Raw genomic sequence first — 14,769 nt, 5'->3', positions numbered from 1 at the left:
ATTCGCCTTGCCCCACCGGCTCGGCTGCGAGCCACCGGCATCGATTTCGGGCACGGGGAGACGGGCGATCGCGCAGGACGCTCTGCCCAGGGGAGGACAGGCGTCCACGCGACCAGTCCCTGATCACTTTCGCGGGAATGAGCCTGGAAGGCCTGTCGGGGGACCTTCCAGGCTCGTTCTCGTCCGGGACGGGTGTTCAATGAGCCCGTGTCCGGACATACGCACGACCACATCGACTGGGCTGACCGGCTGGTCCTCCTCCGCGCAGCCGACACCCTCGACGCCCCCGCGCAGGCCGCCATCGCAGCCCGCCTAGTCGCGAAACTCCCCGCCAACCCCACGGTGATCGACCTGGGCTGCGGCGCAGGCGGGATGAGCACCCACTTCGCCCAAGCCCTGGCCACCCAGCAGGGCGGCACAATCATCCTGGTCGACGCGACTCCCGAACTCCTCCACGAGGCCGAACGCGCCGTCCGCGCCGCCGCCGATGCAGCGCAGAGCAACCGCCACGCCGCTGCAGCTGGAGGATCGGGCAGCCGCAGCACGGCCAGCAAGGGCTCGGACGACCGCACCACCACCGACGGGGACGCGGAAGGCCTCGCACCGGCGGGAGGCACGGCATCGGCAGTCGAGGTTCGTGCAGGGGCCGCCGACATGGCCGCAGCGGACCTGGCGGTAGCCGGAGGTGTCGCGCCGACAGCCGAGGTTCGTGCGGTGGCTGCCGACGTGGCCGCAGCGGACCTCGCGGAGGCTGGAGGTGTCGCGTCGGCAGTCGAGGTTCGTGCGGTGGCTGCTGACATGGCCGCAGCGGACCTCGCAGAGGCCGGAGTATCCGCGCCGACCGTCGAGGTTCGGGCGATCGTCGCCGATCTCGCCGACAGTGCCTTGCCCGACTTGCTTCCCGCCGCGGATCTTGTGTGGGCGTCGCGCGTGGTGCATCACCTTCCGGACCAGCAGGCCGCGATTGGCACGTTGGCGGCGGTCGCGCGGGCTGGCGGCGTGGTCGCCCTCGCTGAAGGTGGGTTGTCTTTTTCTTGCCTCCCTTGGGATCTAGGAGTCGGACGGCCCGGGTTAGAGGACCGGTTGCAGGCCGCGCAGGCGGAGTGGTTCGTCGGGATGCGCGAGGGCATCGACGGTGCCGTGCCGATGCCCTACGGCTGGACAGTCGCGCTCGAACGGGCCGGGCTTGCCGACGTCAGCTCGTTCAGCGCGTTGGTGGACCACCCCGCGCCTGGTCCGGACGGTCTCGCTGACTATGTGCACCACCACCTTTCCCGTCTCGCGACGCACGGTGCCGACCATCTCGCGGAGGAAGACCGCGCGACGCTGGCTTCTTTGCTCGATCCGGACAGCTCCCATTACCTCGGCAAACGCCGCGACCTCTTCCTGCTCGGCGCGCGCACCGTGCACCACGGACGTCGACCATGACCGCGCCCGGCCCGACGTGCTCCCGGTGCGGCCGAGCACGTGCTGCCGAAACTGACCCGCTCGCGGCCCTGGCCTGGGTCAGCACCAAGGAAAACGGCGAACAGCGCTGGCTCTGCCCGGACTGCGCGCGCAATCACGTCCGTGACATCGAGGGCAAGCTGCCGGACGAATACTGGTGACCGGATCGCGGACAGCCAGATTCGGGCGGTCAACGGCGGTCTGTTGAGCGAATATCGGTGCCCTGGACGGGGCGAGCCAGTTTTTCGGTAGGTCGACGGAAGCCTGTCCGCCGGATACTGGTGCCCTCGGTTGGAAGTAGCTGGTTTTCGGTAGGCCGACGGCAGGGTGTTCGGCGAATATCGGCGACTCAGGTTGCGTGCGCATCAATTCCGGCATGTCGAGCGCCGAGAGCCGTCACGTCTGTGCGTCAGATTTGGGTCATGCGGCATTTCCCGTCTTGTAGACAGCGCGCACTTTCGGGCGGGGTGTGCGCGCCGCATGGCGGTAGGCGTTGAGAAGCTCGGTGCTCATCTCCTCAGGTGAATCCCGAAGCTGGCGTGGGGTGCACCGAAACAACACGGTGCCCGTCGCGGCTAGGGCTAGGTGGCTGAAGTCTTCGGGGCCGGCTGCGGTGCGGTAGCGCCAGGCGAGACCGATTTCGTCCCACCAAGCATCTGCGGTGCCGAGTCGTCTGCCGCGGCGATCGCAGACCGCGACGTTCCATTGTGGGGTCGGCAGCGGTGTTCGCTGGAGGACCCGGAGTGCTTGTCCGTGCGCGAAGGTTTCTTGGTCGTCGAGGCTGCGCAGGACCGTGCGCACGGCTGCTGAGCCCCGCTGGTTTCCGTTGTCCAGTTCGCGCGTCAGTTCGGCGCGGTCTGCCAGGCCCCAGTACAGCGGCAACGAGACCAATCTTGCGATCTCGTCCGGATCGTTTTCCCGCCGGGCGAGGTCGAGAGCGGCGCGGGCGGCGCTTGCGTAGGGCAGGCCGTCGATCAGGCCCGCTTCGGGCATCCGCGCGGTGCGGTACGTGATGACGCTCGGCTCGTTGGCCGGCCTTCGGTTGTGCGGCACCAAAAGATGGATCTCCGGAGTCCGCGGATGGCTGATTCCGTGTGCGCACAACGCATCTGTGCCGGTGATGACGGTTCCTGGACCGTACCGGGCAACGGCCGCGTGCAGGAGTTCTTCCCGGCTCGGAGGTTTGTCGTGCACGAGGTACACGCCGGAGTACACCTGTCGCCACGGACCGCCCGGGCCGGAAAGCTGTGCGGCTCTTCGATCCGAAATCCCCGCGACGCGCAAGTGTCGGCGGTGGAGAACTCCGTGCGAGACAAGGTCACCGAAAGCGAGGGAGTCTGTGCTTGTCGTAGTCGTCATACCTCGAGAATGACGGCTTGATCAACTCCGCGAAACCACCCTGCGCAATCTGTGGACAACTCGGCGTTGTCGCCCCGGCTTGTGGACAACTCAGGCGGCGAACCCCGGCTGCCACCGTTCCACGATGCCGCGAGCCGGGATCTCGGCGTCGAGCTGGCAGAGAATGCCCGTCGATCCTGCCGTGACCCGGTGGATCATCAGGTACTCCGGTGGCAGGTTCAGCGAGCGGCCGACGTGGAAGTCGTTGCCGCGGGAATCTCCGACGCGTCCCGCTTGCCGTTGCATCCAGCGTCGCGTGAAGTGGAACGTCGGCTCGGCCAGCGGCTCGGTGAACGGTGCGAGATAGGCCAGCACCTCGTCCGCTTCCAGGGATGAATCCGCGCGCACGAAACGGTTTTCGCGCAGCAGCCGCATCAGTTCGTCGGAGTGGCCGTCCAAGGCGAGTCGCGTGATTTCGCCCAGGTGCCGCGGAATTCCGTGCGGCAGCTTCGCGACGCCGCCGAAGTCGATCACGCACAGCCTGCCGTCGCCGGTCAGCATGAAGTTGCCGGGGTGCGGGTCAGAGTGCAGGAGATTCGCCCGCGCCGGAGACGAGTAGTGGAATTCCGCGAGAAGCCGTCCGGCGAGGTTGCGGGTGGCCGGATCGCCGTCCGAGATGATCTTGGCCAGCGGGGTGCCGGTGGCCCACTCGCTGACCACCACCTTCGGCGCGCTCGCCACGACGCGCGGGATCAGGAATTCGGGGTCGCCCTCGAACGCCTTCGCGAACGCGCGCTGGTTGTCGGCTTCGGCGAGGTAGTCGAGCTCCTCGTCCATCCGCTCGGCCAGCTCCGTGAGCAGCGGTTTCACGTCGGTGCCGGGCACGAATGCCTGGAACAGCCTGCTGAAGCGCTGCAACTGGCGCAGGTCGCTGCGCAGCGCCTCGTCCGCGCCCGGGTACTGGACCTTGACCGCCACCTCGCGACCGTCGTGCCAGGTCGCGCGGTGCACCTGGCCGATGCTCGCCGCGGCGGCCGGTTCGTCGTCGAAGTGCGAGAACCGTCCGACCCAGGACCGGCCCAGCTGCTCGGCGAGCACGCGATGGGTCTGCCGGGCAGGCATCGGCGGCGCGGCCGACTGCAGCTTCGTGAGCGCTTCCCGATACGGCTGCGCCATGTCGTCCGGCACCGCGGCCTCGAAGACGCTCAGCGCCTGCCCGAACTTCATCGCGCCGCCCTTGAGCGTGCCCAGCACCTCGAACAGCTGCTCAGCGGCCTTGGCCGAGAGCGTCGCGCTCACCTGCTCAGCGCTCTGCCCGGCCAGCCGCTTGCCCCAGCCGCCCACGGCTCGTCCGGCGATGCCGAGCGGAAGGCTCGCCAGCTTCGCGGTACGGGCGGCACCGCGACGCGGCATGGCGGAATCGCGGTCTCCGGTTCGGTCGCGAAAGTCGGTCACCCTGCGATTCTGCCTTGATGAGCACGACGCCCGCAGCCTGCTGACGGCACCCAGGTGTGGCCTACGTCTCTTGCAGCATCTCCTCGGAAGCCTCCTCCGCCGGTAAGGGGCCTTCCTCGACGGGCACGGGCGCTCCGCAACCGCAATCCGGATGTGGCTCCCAGTCCTTGCGGTGCAACTTTCCGTCGAAGTTGTCGATCTCCAGCGTGGCGTTCCAGGCAGGCGGTGGGGTTTCGCTCGGCGAGAGCAGCCGCATCGCCTGCGCGACGGCAAGCGAGGCGCAGGCGTGCACGGCACCCAGATCAGCCCGTGGAATCCGGCCGACCAGCTGCGTCGCGATCCTTGGCCACGACAGATCAGCGTCGGTCCGGTGCAGGTCACAGCAGCGGAGGCAGGCGCTGCGGCCAGGCACCACGAGCGGACCGACGATGCCCGTGCCCTCCCACACCCGGACCGGCAGGTGCGAGGTGGCCGAGTCGACCAGTTCGGCCACCTCTTCCGGCGGCGGGACGAGCGTGTCGGTGAGCAGCACGAGGTCGGGGAGGCGGCGCTGATTCCGGGCGGTGGTGACGTCGGGCGCGACCCGGGCGACGACGGTCCGGATCGCGCGTTGCCTGGGCTGACCCAGCTCAGCCGGCGTGAACCCGGAGCCGAGGTCGGCTTCGTTGACCCTGCCGGACGCGCGGATGTCGAGGTGCCCGACTCCGGACGCCGCGAGCAGCGCGGCGACCGCCACGGCGATCCGTCCGCTGCCGTGGACCGCGATGAGGCTTTGCCAGCGCCGGTCCATGAGCGCTGGCTGGTAGTGCCGGGCTCGCAGCGACCACAGACCGGTCTCGACTCGTTTCGCGCTCTTCTTCGCCGCTTCGGTGACCAAACCGAGCGCGGCGAGCTGTTTCAGCAGCAGATGGAACTGGTCCCGGTGTTCGCCTACAGCGAGCAGGATGTCCTCGAGCCCGCGCCGCCCGTCGAGCCTGCGGACGCTGTCGACGATCGGAGCGGGCAGGCCGTTGGCGATGATGCCGTGGCGAGGGTCGAGGCCGAACTGGATCTCGTTGCCGTCGCGTTCGAGCACGTGGATGCCCGGAAGCAACGTGGGATACGCCGGGAGGAGCACGTCCGGCGGCGGAACACTGGACAGGGTCATGCGGCCAGCTTGGCAGTTCCGGAACGCCACTCGCGGGTGAGAAGCCGAGTTGTCCACAGGGAAATCTACTTGTGGACAACTCAGGGCTGTGACCTTTCGGCGCTCCAAGTTGTCGGTGCTGAGCCTTACCGTTGTCGAGTGGTCGAAGCACGGATGCCCTCACTGAGAGGCAGGGGCGAGAAGGCCCCGTCGGACACTTCTCAACACAAGGTCGAGGTGCGGCGCAGCCAGCGCAGGCACCGGACGGTCACCGCGTACTGGAACGAGGACACCCTGGTGGTCCTCATCCCGGCCCGGATGACCCAAGAGGAAGAGACGCACTGGGTCGCGGAGATGGAGCGCAGGCTGCTGCGCTCGGGAGGACGGAAGGCGGCGCCGCCCAAGGCGTCGGACGCGGCGTTGCTGGCGCGCTGCGCCCTGCTCGGGGCGAAGTACCTGGACGGGAAAGCGCTGCCGGCCAGCGTGCGGTGGGTGCCGCCGATGCGCACCAGGTGGGCGTCGTGCACGCCGGTGGACGCGACCATCCGGGTGAGCGACCGGCTCCAGCGGGTGCCGCAGTGGGTGCTGGATTACGTGCTGATCCACGAGCTGGCGCACCTGAAGGAGCCGGGGCACGACGCGGCGTTCTGGAAGCTGGTCAACCGGTATCCGAAGACGGAACGGGCGATCGGATATCTGGAGGGGCTTTCGGCGGCGGCCGGGTGGGGGATTTCGGAGGAGGACTGAGCGGGCGGCCAGGTGCGGCTGCGTGGGCCGTTGGAGAGCCGGTGGCGGCTGGGGCTTGTGCTCTGGCGGGTGGCTGGGCTTTGAGGGTTGGCGGGTGGTTGGCCGCGGTCGCGAGGCTCCGGAGGGGGCCAGAGGCAGCACGGCTGGGTGCTGCCGGGTGAGGCTGGTGCGGGGCATTGGAGAGCGCGGGGCATTGGAGGGTGCGGGGGAAATGAGGCCGGATTGAGGCCAAGGCTCGGCTGAGCGAACTCGGCAGGGGCATTGGTGGGAATGGCGCGGGCGGAGCCGGTGCCGCTGGGGCTTCGGGAGGAAGGCGCGCGGAGTGGCCAGTGCTGCAGGGGCTTTGGGAGGAATGGCGAGGCGGAGGGGCCGGTGCGGCTGGTGAGGCGTTAGGAGGACGGGCGTCGATGGCTGGTCACGGCTAGCCGGGCGGAAAGCCACGCCGGATCGCCCGTGGGAGGAAGCGGCGAGGCGAGCGGGGTTGAGCGTTGCGTGCGGAGCGGACTGCTGGCCGTACAAACGCCGCGCGGACCGTCTCAACCAGGTGAGACGGTCCGCGCGGCGGGGTTTGAACGGCAGCGTAGCCAGGGCAGGCGGCCTCAGGAAGGCGAGTTCCCCTCGTCCTTCGGGGTCTCGTCGCCCTTGTCATCGGAGCCGGAGGCGGCACCGGAGTCGCCACCCTCGTCGGCTGACTTGGCCTCGCGGGCCTCGCGCTCCGCCTTCTCCGTGCGCTCCAGCTCAGCGATCGGGTCCAGGTCCGACGCGAGAGCGGGCGGTTCGGCCATGCGGTCGGCGAAGTCCAGGGGCTCGTCCAGGTCCTCAGCAGTCGGCATGAGGTCCGGGTGCGACCACAGGCCATCGCGCTTTTCGAGGCCGTGACGGTCTCCCACGAGCTTCCACAGGGACGACGCGGCGCGCATGCGGCGCGGGCGCAGTTCGAGGCCCACCAGGGTCGCGAAGGTCTGCTCGGCGGGGCCGCCGGTCGCGCGGCGGCGGCGCAGCGTTTCGCGCAGGGCTTCGGCTCCGGGAAGACGGTCGCCGATGGCCTCCGCGACCACCACGTCTACCCAGCCTTCCACCAGCGCCAGCAGGGTTTCCAGGCGCTTCAAAGCGGCCTGCTGCTCGGGGGTGGTCTGGGGCTCAAGGAGACCGGACGACATCGCCTCTTCGATGCTCGCCGGGTTTGCCGGGTCGATGCTTCCGGCCAGGGATTCCAGCGCGGAGGTGTCGACGGTGATCCCGCGGGCGAACTCCTCGACCGTCGCCAGCAGGCGCTGCCGCAGCCACGGCACGTGGGCGAACAGGCGCTGGTGCGCGGCCTCGCGCGCGGCCAGGAAGACCAGCACCTCGCTGGCGGGCAGCTCCAGGCCCTCCGTGAACTTCTCGATGTTCGCCGGGAGCAGCGCCGACGTCGTGGCCTCGCCGAGCGGCAGGCCTACCTCGGTCGACGTGAGGACTTCCTGTGCGAGCTGGGCGAGGGCGTTGCCGAGCTGCGACCCGAAGGCCATGCCGCCCATCTGGCCCATCATCGAAAGCAGCGGACCGGCCGCCTGCTTGGCTTCCTCGGGCAGCGCCTGCATCCACGCGCCGGACACCTGCTGCGCCACCGGGTCGCAGAGCCGCTGCCAGGTCGGCAGCGTCTTCTCGACCCAGGTGCGCGCCGACCACGACACGGTGGTGGTCGCGCCCGCGGGGAGGATCGTCGCCGCGTCGAGCCACAGTTCCGCCAGGTGCGCGGCGTCGCGCACGGCGGTGGCGGAGTCGCCGCCGTCAGACGTGAAGCCGATCTTGGCGTCGTCCCGTCCGCTCAGGTTCTGGAGTGCGATCTGCTTCGCCAGGTCGTAGTTGACCGGCCCGCTCGACGAGCCCGCCTGGCTCAGCATCTGGCCCAGCTGGCTCAGCATCTGCCCGAGCTGGTTGAACGCCTCGGCTCCGCCGGGCTGGCCCGGGTTCGAGGGGTCGTTGTCGCCTCGCTTGTCGGGATCGGGCGGTCCGAAGCCGAACGGGGGATTGCTCATAGCTCCACCGTACGCGGGTACGACCCGGCTCAGCGCGTCAACCGTGGCCTTCACCGGGAAGCGAACACAGTCACCGTACGCTGTCGCTCGTGACAAAACCGGACGAGGACACCGCGAACCAGTCCCGCCGCGCCGAGCCGTCGCGCGCGCCGGCCCGCAGCGACCGGCGGTTGACCCGCCGCGGATGGACGATGCTGGTCAGCGGCGTGCTGTTCCTGGTGTTCGTCGTGGCCGGGTTCCTGGTCCAGGTGCCGTATGTCGCGATCAGCCCCGGGCCCACCTACGACACCCTCGGCCGTGACGCCGCGGGCAACCCGGTGATCCAGGTCAAGGGACAGCAGACCTACGGGACCAGCGGCGAACTGCGGATGACCACCGTCTCGCTCAACGACGGCATCAACCTCTTCACCGCGCTCGGCCTCTGGGCCAGCGGCCGCTACGCGCTCGCGCCGCGCGAGGAGTACTACAAGCCCGGCGAGACCAACGAGCAGGTCAAGCAGGAGAACATCCAGCAGCTGCAGAACTCGCAGAGCAACGCCCAGGTCGCCGCGCTGCGCCACCTCGGCTACCCGGTGCAGGTCGTCGCGAAGCAGATCGTGTCCGGCAGTCCGGCCGACCACATCCTCGCCCCCGGCGACAAGCTCATCGCGGTCAACGGCAAGCAGGTCCGCGAGGCCGCCGAAGTCGCCGCCTCGATCGTCAACACCAAGCCGGGCGATTCCGTCCAGGTCACCTTCCAGCACCTCGGCCAGCCGGAACGCACCGTTCCGGTCACGCTCGCCCAGCGCGAGGACCGCACCCAGGGCTTCCTCGGGCTGACCGCCGTCGACCGCGCGGTCGCGCCGTTCTCCGTGGACATCTCGCTGCAGGACGTCGGCGGCCCGTCGGCGGGCCTGATGTTCACCCTCGCGATCATCGACCGGCTCACCCCGCCCGGGAAACCGGGCAGCGACCTCGCGGGCGGCAGGCACATCGCGGGCACCGGCGAGATCAGCGAGACCGGCCAGGTCGGGCCGATCGGCGGGATCTCGTTCAAGGTCGTCGGCGCGAAGGAAGCGGGCGCGACCGACTTCCTCGTCCCCGAGCACAACTGCGCCGAGGCCAAATCGGCCGCGCCGGAAGGGCTCAACCTCATCAAGGTGTCGACGCTGGACGACGCGCTCAAGCAGCTCGACAACCTGAAGGCCGGCCGCCCGACCGCGCACTGCTGAGCCCGGTCAGCCGAACTCGCCGGTAACGGCCAGTCCGACCCTGCGCAGGACGTCCACGATGCCCGCCGTGCCGCCGGGGGACCCGTCGGCGAGCCATCGGCGCAGCACTTCGGTGGTCCCCGCGACCACGAGCACGAAGGCCGATCGGGAGTCCGGATCGTCCTCGCGGCCGGGAAGAAGGATGCCGACGAGCAGGTCGGCGAACTCGGCGTAGGCCTCGCTCCGGCGTTGCTCCAAAGCTGGATGGTGGTTCGCTTCCACCCACAACCGGCTCACCCGCGGATCAGTGGCGATGGCCTCCACTGTGGCGGTGACCAGCCGCGTCATCCGCTCTTCCGCGGTTGAGGGGCTGTCCGGCAGAGCTGTCTCCAGCGCGGAGCGGACGGTGTCGAAAACCCCCGCCAGCACTGCTTCCAGAAGCGTTTCCCGGTCCGCGAAGCTCTCGTAGAAGTAGCGCTTGGACAGGCCCGCGTGCTTGCAGACGAGGTCAACCGTCGTATCGGCGACACCGACCTCGCCGACCACGTCGAGACCTGCTTCCAAGAGCTGGCCTCGGCGTTGCCTGCGGCGGTCTTCGGCACTGACGCCGCGGTACGGGCGAACTACTTCGGGCACCGGGCAATCTTGACACATGCGCGTTCCTAGTTGATAGTCGGCAGAATCAGGAACGCTGGTGTTCCTACTTTGTCCGGAGGTGCGTATGAACGGACTCGCCGGCGGGCGCAGCCTCGCCGCTGCCATCGCGGCCCTCGACCCAGTCCGGGACAACGAGGCCATCACGCACCTCAGCCTCGGCGTTCGCTACGGCGACGCGATGTTCGTGCACGGGGCCTACACCGTCGCGTTCGCTCGCCAGGTCGCCTCGCCGTCGATCGCGCGGATCGTCTACCGCACCGGCACCGGCGACATGATGCGGAACGTCCGGCGCCGCAACGACCACACGCTCGTCTTCTTCGGCGAGATGATCCGGCACGGGCACAGCAGCGAAGCAGGTCGCCGGGTGATCGACCGGATGGAGGAGATCCACGCCCGGTTCGGGATCACCGGCGAGGACAAGCTGTTCACGCTCGGGTCGCTGATCTTCGAGCCGGTCCGGATCCTCGGCGAGCTGGGACTGTCGGTGTTCACCGAGACTGAGGACCAGGCGCACTACTGCTTCTGGCGCGGCGTCGGCGAGCGCATGGGCCTGGAAATTCCGCCCAGCCGAAGAGAATTCCTGGATTGGATCCACGGCTACGAGCAACGGCTCGGCTTCACCGACGGCGGCCGGAAACTCGTGGACCAGCTGTTCCTCGACTGGCGCCGCTGGTTTCCCGGACCCGCGCGCCGACTCGCCGTGCCGAGCCTGCTGCTCCTCATGGGCAGGCAGCTGCGCGAGGTCCATCGGCTGCCCGAGCCGCCCGCCGCGGTGCGACGGGCGGGGCCGAGCCTGGTGTCGGCCTACCTCGGTCTCCAAGGGGCACGGCCGCACCGCGTGGATCGATCCTGGTCGGATCACTTCGCCGACCCGCACGCGGGCGCGGCCGACATCGCCCGGTACGGCCACCAGCCGCCGGAGCGGCGGGTGGCCGTCAGCTGATCAGGGCTGCAGGGTCGTCTTCAGCGCGTCCACGAGATTCGGCGCGAGGTCCGGGCTTTCCACCAGTTCGTCGACCGCGTTCTCGTCCTCGTCGCCCGGCTGGACGCCGCGCAGCCGCATCACGCAAGCCGCGTCGCCTTCGCGCAGGACGGCGGCCACGAGCCGCGCCTCGGTGCGGCGCGGGTGGTCCGCGGCGGCGCGGCGGAGGCTTTCGGCGTCCGCCTCGGCGATTCCTTCGAGTTCCGCCTCGACGTCCGGCGGCAGCACGATGATCTCCTGCGCCAGCGCGCATCCGACCACGATCTCCGGCCACGCGATCCGGCCGAGCGATTCGGCGAGATCGCCGTCCGGCAGCGCCTCCTGGGCCACCGGGGTCAGCGGGTTCGCCCGGTCGAGCTGACCGGCCAGCTCGGGCTGTTCGTCCAGCAGCGCGGCGGTCGGCACCAGCGCGAACAACTGCGGCGGCTGGTTCCAGCCAGCGGCGGCGACGAACTCTTCGACTTCCCGGGCCAGCCCGGCGACAGGGTGGGCGGCAGACGGCTCACTCGGTGGCATGGCCACCATCGTGTCAGGCGTCCTCGCGACGCGCCGCGCGTGCCCGGTTTGGGTGGTCCCGGGAACTCACGGCACCGTCCGTAGAGTTAGAGGTCACGGGGACACAGCTGTCCCCGGCGAACGTGTTCACGAAGACAGGAGCATTGCCGTGGCGACTCGGCCCCCGGTGAGCCTGAAGCTGTCCCGGCGCAGCCGGATCCTTCTCATCATCGCCGCGGTGATCGTGCTGGCCCTGCTGGCCGGCGTCCGGTTGCTCGACACCTACGTGGACTGGCTGTGGTTCGGCGAACTGCAGGCGCGTTCGGTGTTCACCACGCAGCTGGTCACCCGCATCGTGCTCTTCCTCGCGGTAGGGCTGCTGGTCGGCGGGGCGCTGGCGGTCAGCCTGCTGATCGCCTACCGGACCAGGCCGGTGTTCGTGCCGGTGTCCGGCCGCGACGATCCGCTGTCGCGCTACCGCTCGGTGATCGTCAGCCGGATCCGGCTGTTCGGCATCGGCATCCCGGTGCTCACCGGCGTCATCTCCGGCGCGTCGGCGACCGGGGACTGGCAGACGATCCAGCTGTTCCTCAACGGCACCTCGTTCGGCCAGACGGATCCCGAGTTCAAAATCGACCTCGGTTTCTACGCCTTCACCCTGCCGTTCGTGAACTGGCTGCTCGGCTGGCTGTTCGTCACCGTCGTCGTCTCGTTCTTCGGCGCGCTGATCGCGCACTACATCTTCGGCGGCATCCGGCTCGCCGGCCGCGGCGGCCAGCTGGCCGGCCCGACCCGCGCGCAGCTCGCCATCACGGTCGGGCTTTTCGTGCTGCTGAAGGCGGTCGAGTACTTCTTCGACCGGTACAACCTGCTGCTGTCCGACCGGAACATGCCGCTGTTCAACGGAGCCACCTACACCGACCTCAACGCGGTGCTCCCGGCGAAGCTGATCCTGCTGTGCATTTCGGTGATCTGCGCGATCGCGTTCTTCGCGGGCGCGTTCCTGCGGAATCTGCAGCTGCCGGCGATTTCGCTGGTCCTGCTGATCCTCTCCGGCGTGCTGGTCGGCGTCGCCTGGCCGGCGATTCTCGACCAGTTCTCGGTCAAGCCGAACGCCAACGAGAAGGAAGCGCCGTCGATCCAGCGCAACATGGACGCGACGCGCGCGGCGTACGGCCTCACCAACGTGAAATACGAGCAGTACCCGGGCAAGACCGAAACCACCGCGGACGCGGTGAAGAGCGACACCGGCACGGTCTCCAACATCCGGCTGCTCGACCCGAACATCCTCAGCGACACCTTCACCCAGCGCGTCGGCCGCGAGAACTTCTACGGCTTCCCGTCCAAGCTGGACATCGACCGCTACACCATCGGCGGCACCACGCAGGACTACATCGTGGCCGCCAAGGAAATGAAGACCGACGGGCTCACCGGGAACCAGAACAACTGGATCAACAAGCACATGGTCTACACGCACGGCAACGGTTTCGTCGCCGCGCCCGCGAACACGATCGACCGTGCGGTGAAGGATTCGAACTCCGACGGCGGTTACCCGATCGCCACCACGAGCGACACCACGAACCCCACCGGCGCGGGCTCGGTGAACGGCCAGCCGGGCATCAAGGTCGACCAGCCGCGGATCTACTACGGCGAGCTCACCAACCAGTCCGACTACGCGATCGTCGGCGGCACGCCGGGCAAGGCTCCCGGCGAATACGACACCGACGCCCAGCGCGGCTACCTCTACCAGGGCAAGGGCGGCGTCTCGCTCGACAACTGGTTCAACCGGCTGATGTTCGCCGCCGAATACCGCGAACCGAAGATCCTCTTCTCCGACGCCATCGGCGACGGCTCGAAGATCATGTACAACCGCGAACCACGCGACCGCGTCGCCAAGGTCGCCCCGTGGCTCACCCTCGACGGCGACCCGTACCCCGCGGTGGTCAACGGCCGCATCCAGTGGATCGTCGACGGCTACACCACGCTCGACAACTACCCGTACGCCCAGCAAACCCAGCTCGGCGAAGCGACCAACGACTCGCTCAACGGCGTCACCAAACAGGCGAACAACTCGATCAACTACATCCGCAACTCGGTGAAGGCGACCGTCGACGCGTTCGACGGCAGCGTCAACCTGTACTCGATCGACGACAACGAACCCGTCCTCAAGGCGTGGGAGAACGTCTTCCCCGGCGTCGTGAAGCCCAGTTCGGAGATTTCGCCGGAGCTGCGTTCGCACTTCCGCTACCCCGAGGACCTGTTCAAGATCCAGCGCGAACTGCTCGCCCGCTACCACGTGGACAGCCCGCAGGAGTTCTACGCGCAGCAGGCGTTCTGGAGCGTCCCGCAGGACCCGACCGAGGACGGCAGTTCCACCACGGCCGGCGCGAACGTCGCCAACCAGCCCGGGTACTACGTCCTCGCCAACGCCGCGGGCGAAGGCAGGCCAACCTTCCAGCTGACCAGTGCGCTCACCGGTCTGCAACGGCAATATCTTTCCGCCTGGATGTCCATCTCGTCCGATCCGCAGGACTACGGCACCATCCGCGTCCTGCGACTGCCACCGGCCAGCGGAGCGAACCAGGTCGACGGACCCGTCCAGGTGCAAAACCGGTTCCAGAGCGACCCGCGCGTCGCGCAAGACCGGACACTGCTGAACAACCCCAACGTCATTCCCATCTACGGCAACCTGATCACGCTGCCGGTCGCCGACGGATTCCTCTACGTCGAACCCGTCTACATCCGCCAGCGCAACCAGCTCAGCTACCCGCAGCTGGCCCGCGTGCTCGTCTCCTACGGAGCCAAGATCGGCTTCGCGTCCACCCTCAACGAAGCCCTCGACCAGGTCTTCGGCAAGGGCACCGGCGCGGCGGCCACCACGCCCAAGGAAGGCGACCCCGGCACCACCACGACCCCGCCGACGTCCAGCACCGCCCAGCCGCCGCCCAGCACCGGCGGCAGCAACCCGGCCATGGACAAAGCCGTCGCCGACATCCAAGCCGCGCTCGCCAAACTCAAGGCAGCACAGCAATCCGGCAACTTCACCGACCAAGGCGCGGCACTCGCGGCGCTCGACGCCGCCACCAAGGAATACAACTCCGCCAAACCCACCACGCCGCCCGCCTCCAGCGGGCCGCCGTCCCAGCCCGGCGGGTGACGTCGGTTACGTAATAGGCACCTGCTTTGCGCCCGCTCGAAACCAGGGCGTAAGGTAGGTCCTACGACGCGGGGTGGAGCAGCTCGGTAGCTCGCTGGGCTCATAACCCAGAGGTCGCAGGTTCAAATCCTGTCCCCGCTACAGAGGTGAGAGGCCTG

General features: G+C 68.8%; 12 protein-coding genes and 1 tRNA gene. 7 read left to right on the top strand and 6 right to left on the bottom strand.

Annotated features, from left to right (window positions below):
- The first annotated feature begins 207 nt into the window (after nucleotides 1-207).
- Nucleotides 208-1,428, top strand: a complete 1,221-nt coding sequence (locus tag ACWDNU_RS29925; RefSeq protein WP_449671353.1) for a methyltransferase domain-containing protein — start codon at nucleotides 208-210, stop codon at nucleotides 1,426-1,428.
- The gene (locus ACWDNU_RS29920; RefSeq protein WP_370940083.1) at nucleotides 1,425-1,607 is read left to right on the top strand and encodes a hypothetical protein; all 183 of its coding nucleotides are present in this window, start codon (nucleotides 1,425-1,427) and stop codon (nucleotides 1,605-1,607) included. Before ACWDNU_RS29925 ends, ACWDNU_RS29920 begins: the two co-directional genes overlap by 4 nt.
- Nucleotides 1,608-1,866: 259 nt before the next feature.
- On the opposite strand, the gene ACWDNU_RS29915 is transcribed toward ACWDNU_RS29920, so the two are convergent.
- The 3 genes from ACWDNU_RS29915 to ACWDNU_RS29905 all read right to left on the bottom strand — a co-directional run bounded on the left by ACWDNU_RS29915 (nucleotide 1,867) and on the right by ACWDNU_RS29905 (nucleotide 5,386).
- Complete coding sequence (locus tag ACWDNU_RS29915) at nucleotides 1,867-2,649, bottom strand: hypothetical protein (protein WP_449671352.1); 783 nt, start codon at nucleotides 2,647-2,649, stop codon at nucleotides 1,867-1,869.
- A 246-nt stretch (nucleotides 2,650-2,895) separates the two neighbouring features.
- The gene (locus tag ACWDNU_RS29910) at nucleotides 2,896-4,197 is read right to left on the bottom strand and encodes an ABC1 kinase family protein (protein WP_370940558.1); all 1,302 of its coding nucleotides are present in this window, start codon (nucleotides 4,195-4,197) and stop codon (nucleotides 2,896-2,898) included.
- Between the two features lie 103 nt (nucleotides 4,198-4,300).
- Nucleotides 4,301-5,386, bottom strand: coding sequence for a ThiF family adenylyltransferase (locus tag ACWDNU_RS29905; RefSeq protein ID WP_449671351.1), 1,086 nt, complete (start codon nucleotides 5,384-5,386; stop codon nucleotides 4,301-4,303).
- Nucleotides 5,387-5,602: 216 nt separating this feature from the next.
- Here ACWDNU_RS29905 and ACWDNU_RS29900 point away from each other — a divergent pair, with 216 nt between their 5' ends.
- Nucleotides 5,603-6,112 carry a M48 metallopeptidase family protein gene (locus tag ACWDNU_RS29900; RefSeq protein ID WP_370940557.1) on the top strand — a complete coding sequence of 170 codons (510 nt, stop codon included), beginning with the start codon at nucleotides 5,603-5,605 and terminating at the stop codon, nucleotides 6,110-6,112.
- Between the two features lie 599 nt (nucleotides 6,113-6,711).
- On the opposite strand, the gene ACWDNU_RS29895 is transcribed toward ACWDNU_RS29900, so the two are convergent.
- Nucleotides 6,712-8,130 carry a zinc-dependent metalloprotease gene (locus ACWDNU_RS29895; protein ID WP_449671350.1) on the bottom strand — a complete coding sequence of 473 codons (1,419 nt, stop codon included), beginning with the start codon at nucleotides 8,128-8,130 and terminating at the stop codon, nucleotides 6,712-6,714.
- 191 nt (nucleotides 8,131-8,321) lie between these two features.
- Between ACWDNU_RS29895 and ACWDNU_RS29890 the strand changes: the two genes are divergently transcribed.
- Nucleotides 8,322-9,341 (top strand): YlbL family protein, encoded by a 1,020-nt coding sequence (locus ACWDNU_RS29890; RefSeq protein WP_370940556.1) that lies wholly within the window; start codon nucleotides 8,322-8,324, stop codon nucleotides 9,339-9,341.
- Between the two features lie 6 nt (nucleotides 9,342-9,347).
- Here the strand turns inward: ACWDNU_RS29890 and ACWDNU_RS29885 are convergent, their stop codons facing one another.
- Nucleotides 9,348-9,956 (bottom strand): TetR/AcrR family transcriptional regulator, encoded by a 609-nt coding sequence (locus tag ACWDNU_RS29885; protein ID WP_449671349.1) that lies wholly within the window; start codon nucleotides 9,954-9,956, stop codon nucleotides 9,348-9,350.
- Nucleotides 9,957-10,041: 85 nt separating this feature from the next.
- Here ACWDNU_RS29885 and ACWDNU_RS29880 point away from each other — a divergent pair, with 85 nt between their 5' ends.
- The gene (locus ACWDNU_RS29880; protein WP_449671348.1) at nucleotides 10,042-10,920 is read left to right on the top strand and encodes an oxygenase MpaB family protein; all 879 of its coding nucleotides are present in this window, start codon (nucleotides 10,042-10,044) and stop codon (nucleotides 10,918-10,920) included.
- Here the strand turns inward: ACWDNU_RS29880 and ACWDNU_RS29875 are convergent, their stop codons facing one another.
- The gene (locus ACWDNU_RS29875) at nucleotides 10,921-11,475 is read right to left on the bottom strand and encodes a PPA1309 family protein (protein WP_378303264.1); all 555 of its coding nucleotides are present in this window, start codon (nucleotides 11,473-11,475) and stop codon (nucleotides 10,921-10,923) included. It abuts the gene before it with no gap.
- Between the two features lie 166 nt (nucleotides 11,476-11,641).
- Here ACWDNU_RS29875 and ACWDNU_RS29870 point away from each other — a divergent pair, with 166 nt between their 5' ends.
- Both ACWDNU_RS29870 and ACWDNU_RS29865 read left to right on the top strand, forming a co-directional pair.
- Nucleotides 11,642-14,611, top strand: coding sequence for a UPF0182 family protein (locus ACWDNU_RS29870; protein WP_449671379.1), 2,970 nt, complete (start codon nucleotides 11,642-11,644; stop codon nucleotides 14,609-14,611).
- Nucleotides 14,612-14,678: 67 nt separating this feature from the next.
- Nucleotides 14,679-14,752, top strand: a tRNA-Met gene (locus ACWDNU_RS29865).
- Nucleotides 14,753-14,769 lie beyond the last annotated feature (17 nt).

It is taken from the genome of Amycolatopsis sp. NPDC003676, from assembly GCF_053587275.1.
This window is presented reverse-complemented; position numbering and strand designations above follow the sequence as displayed.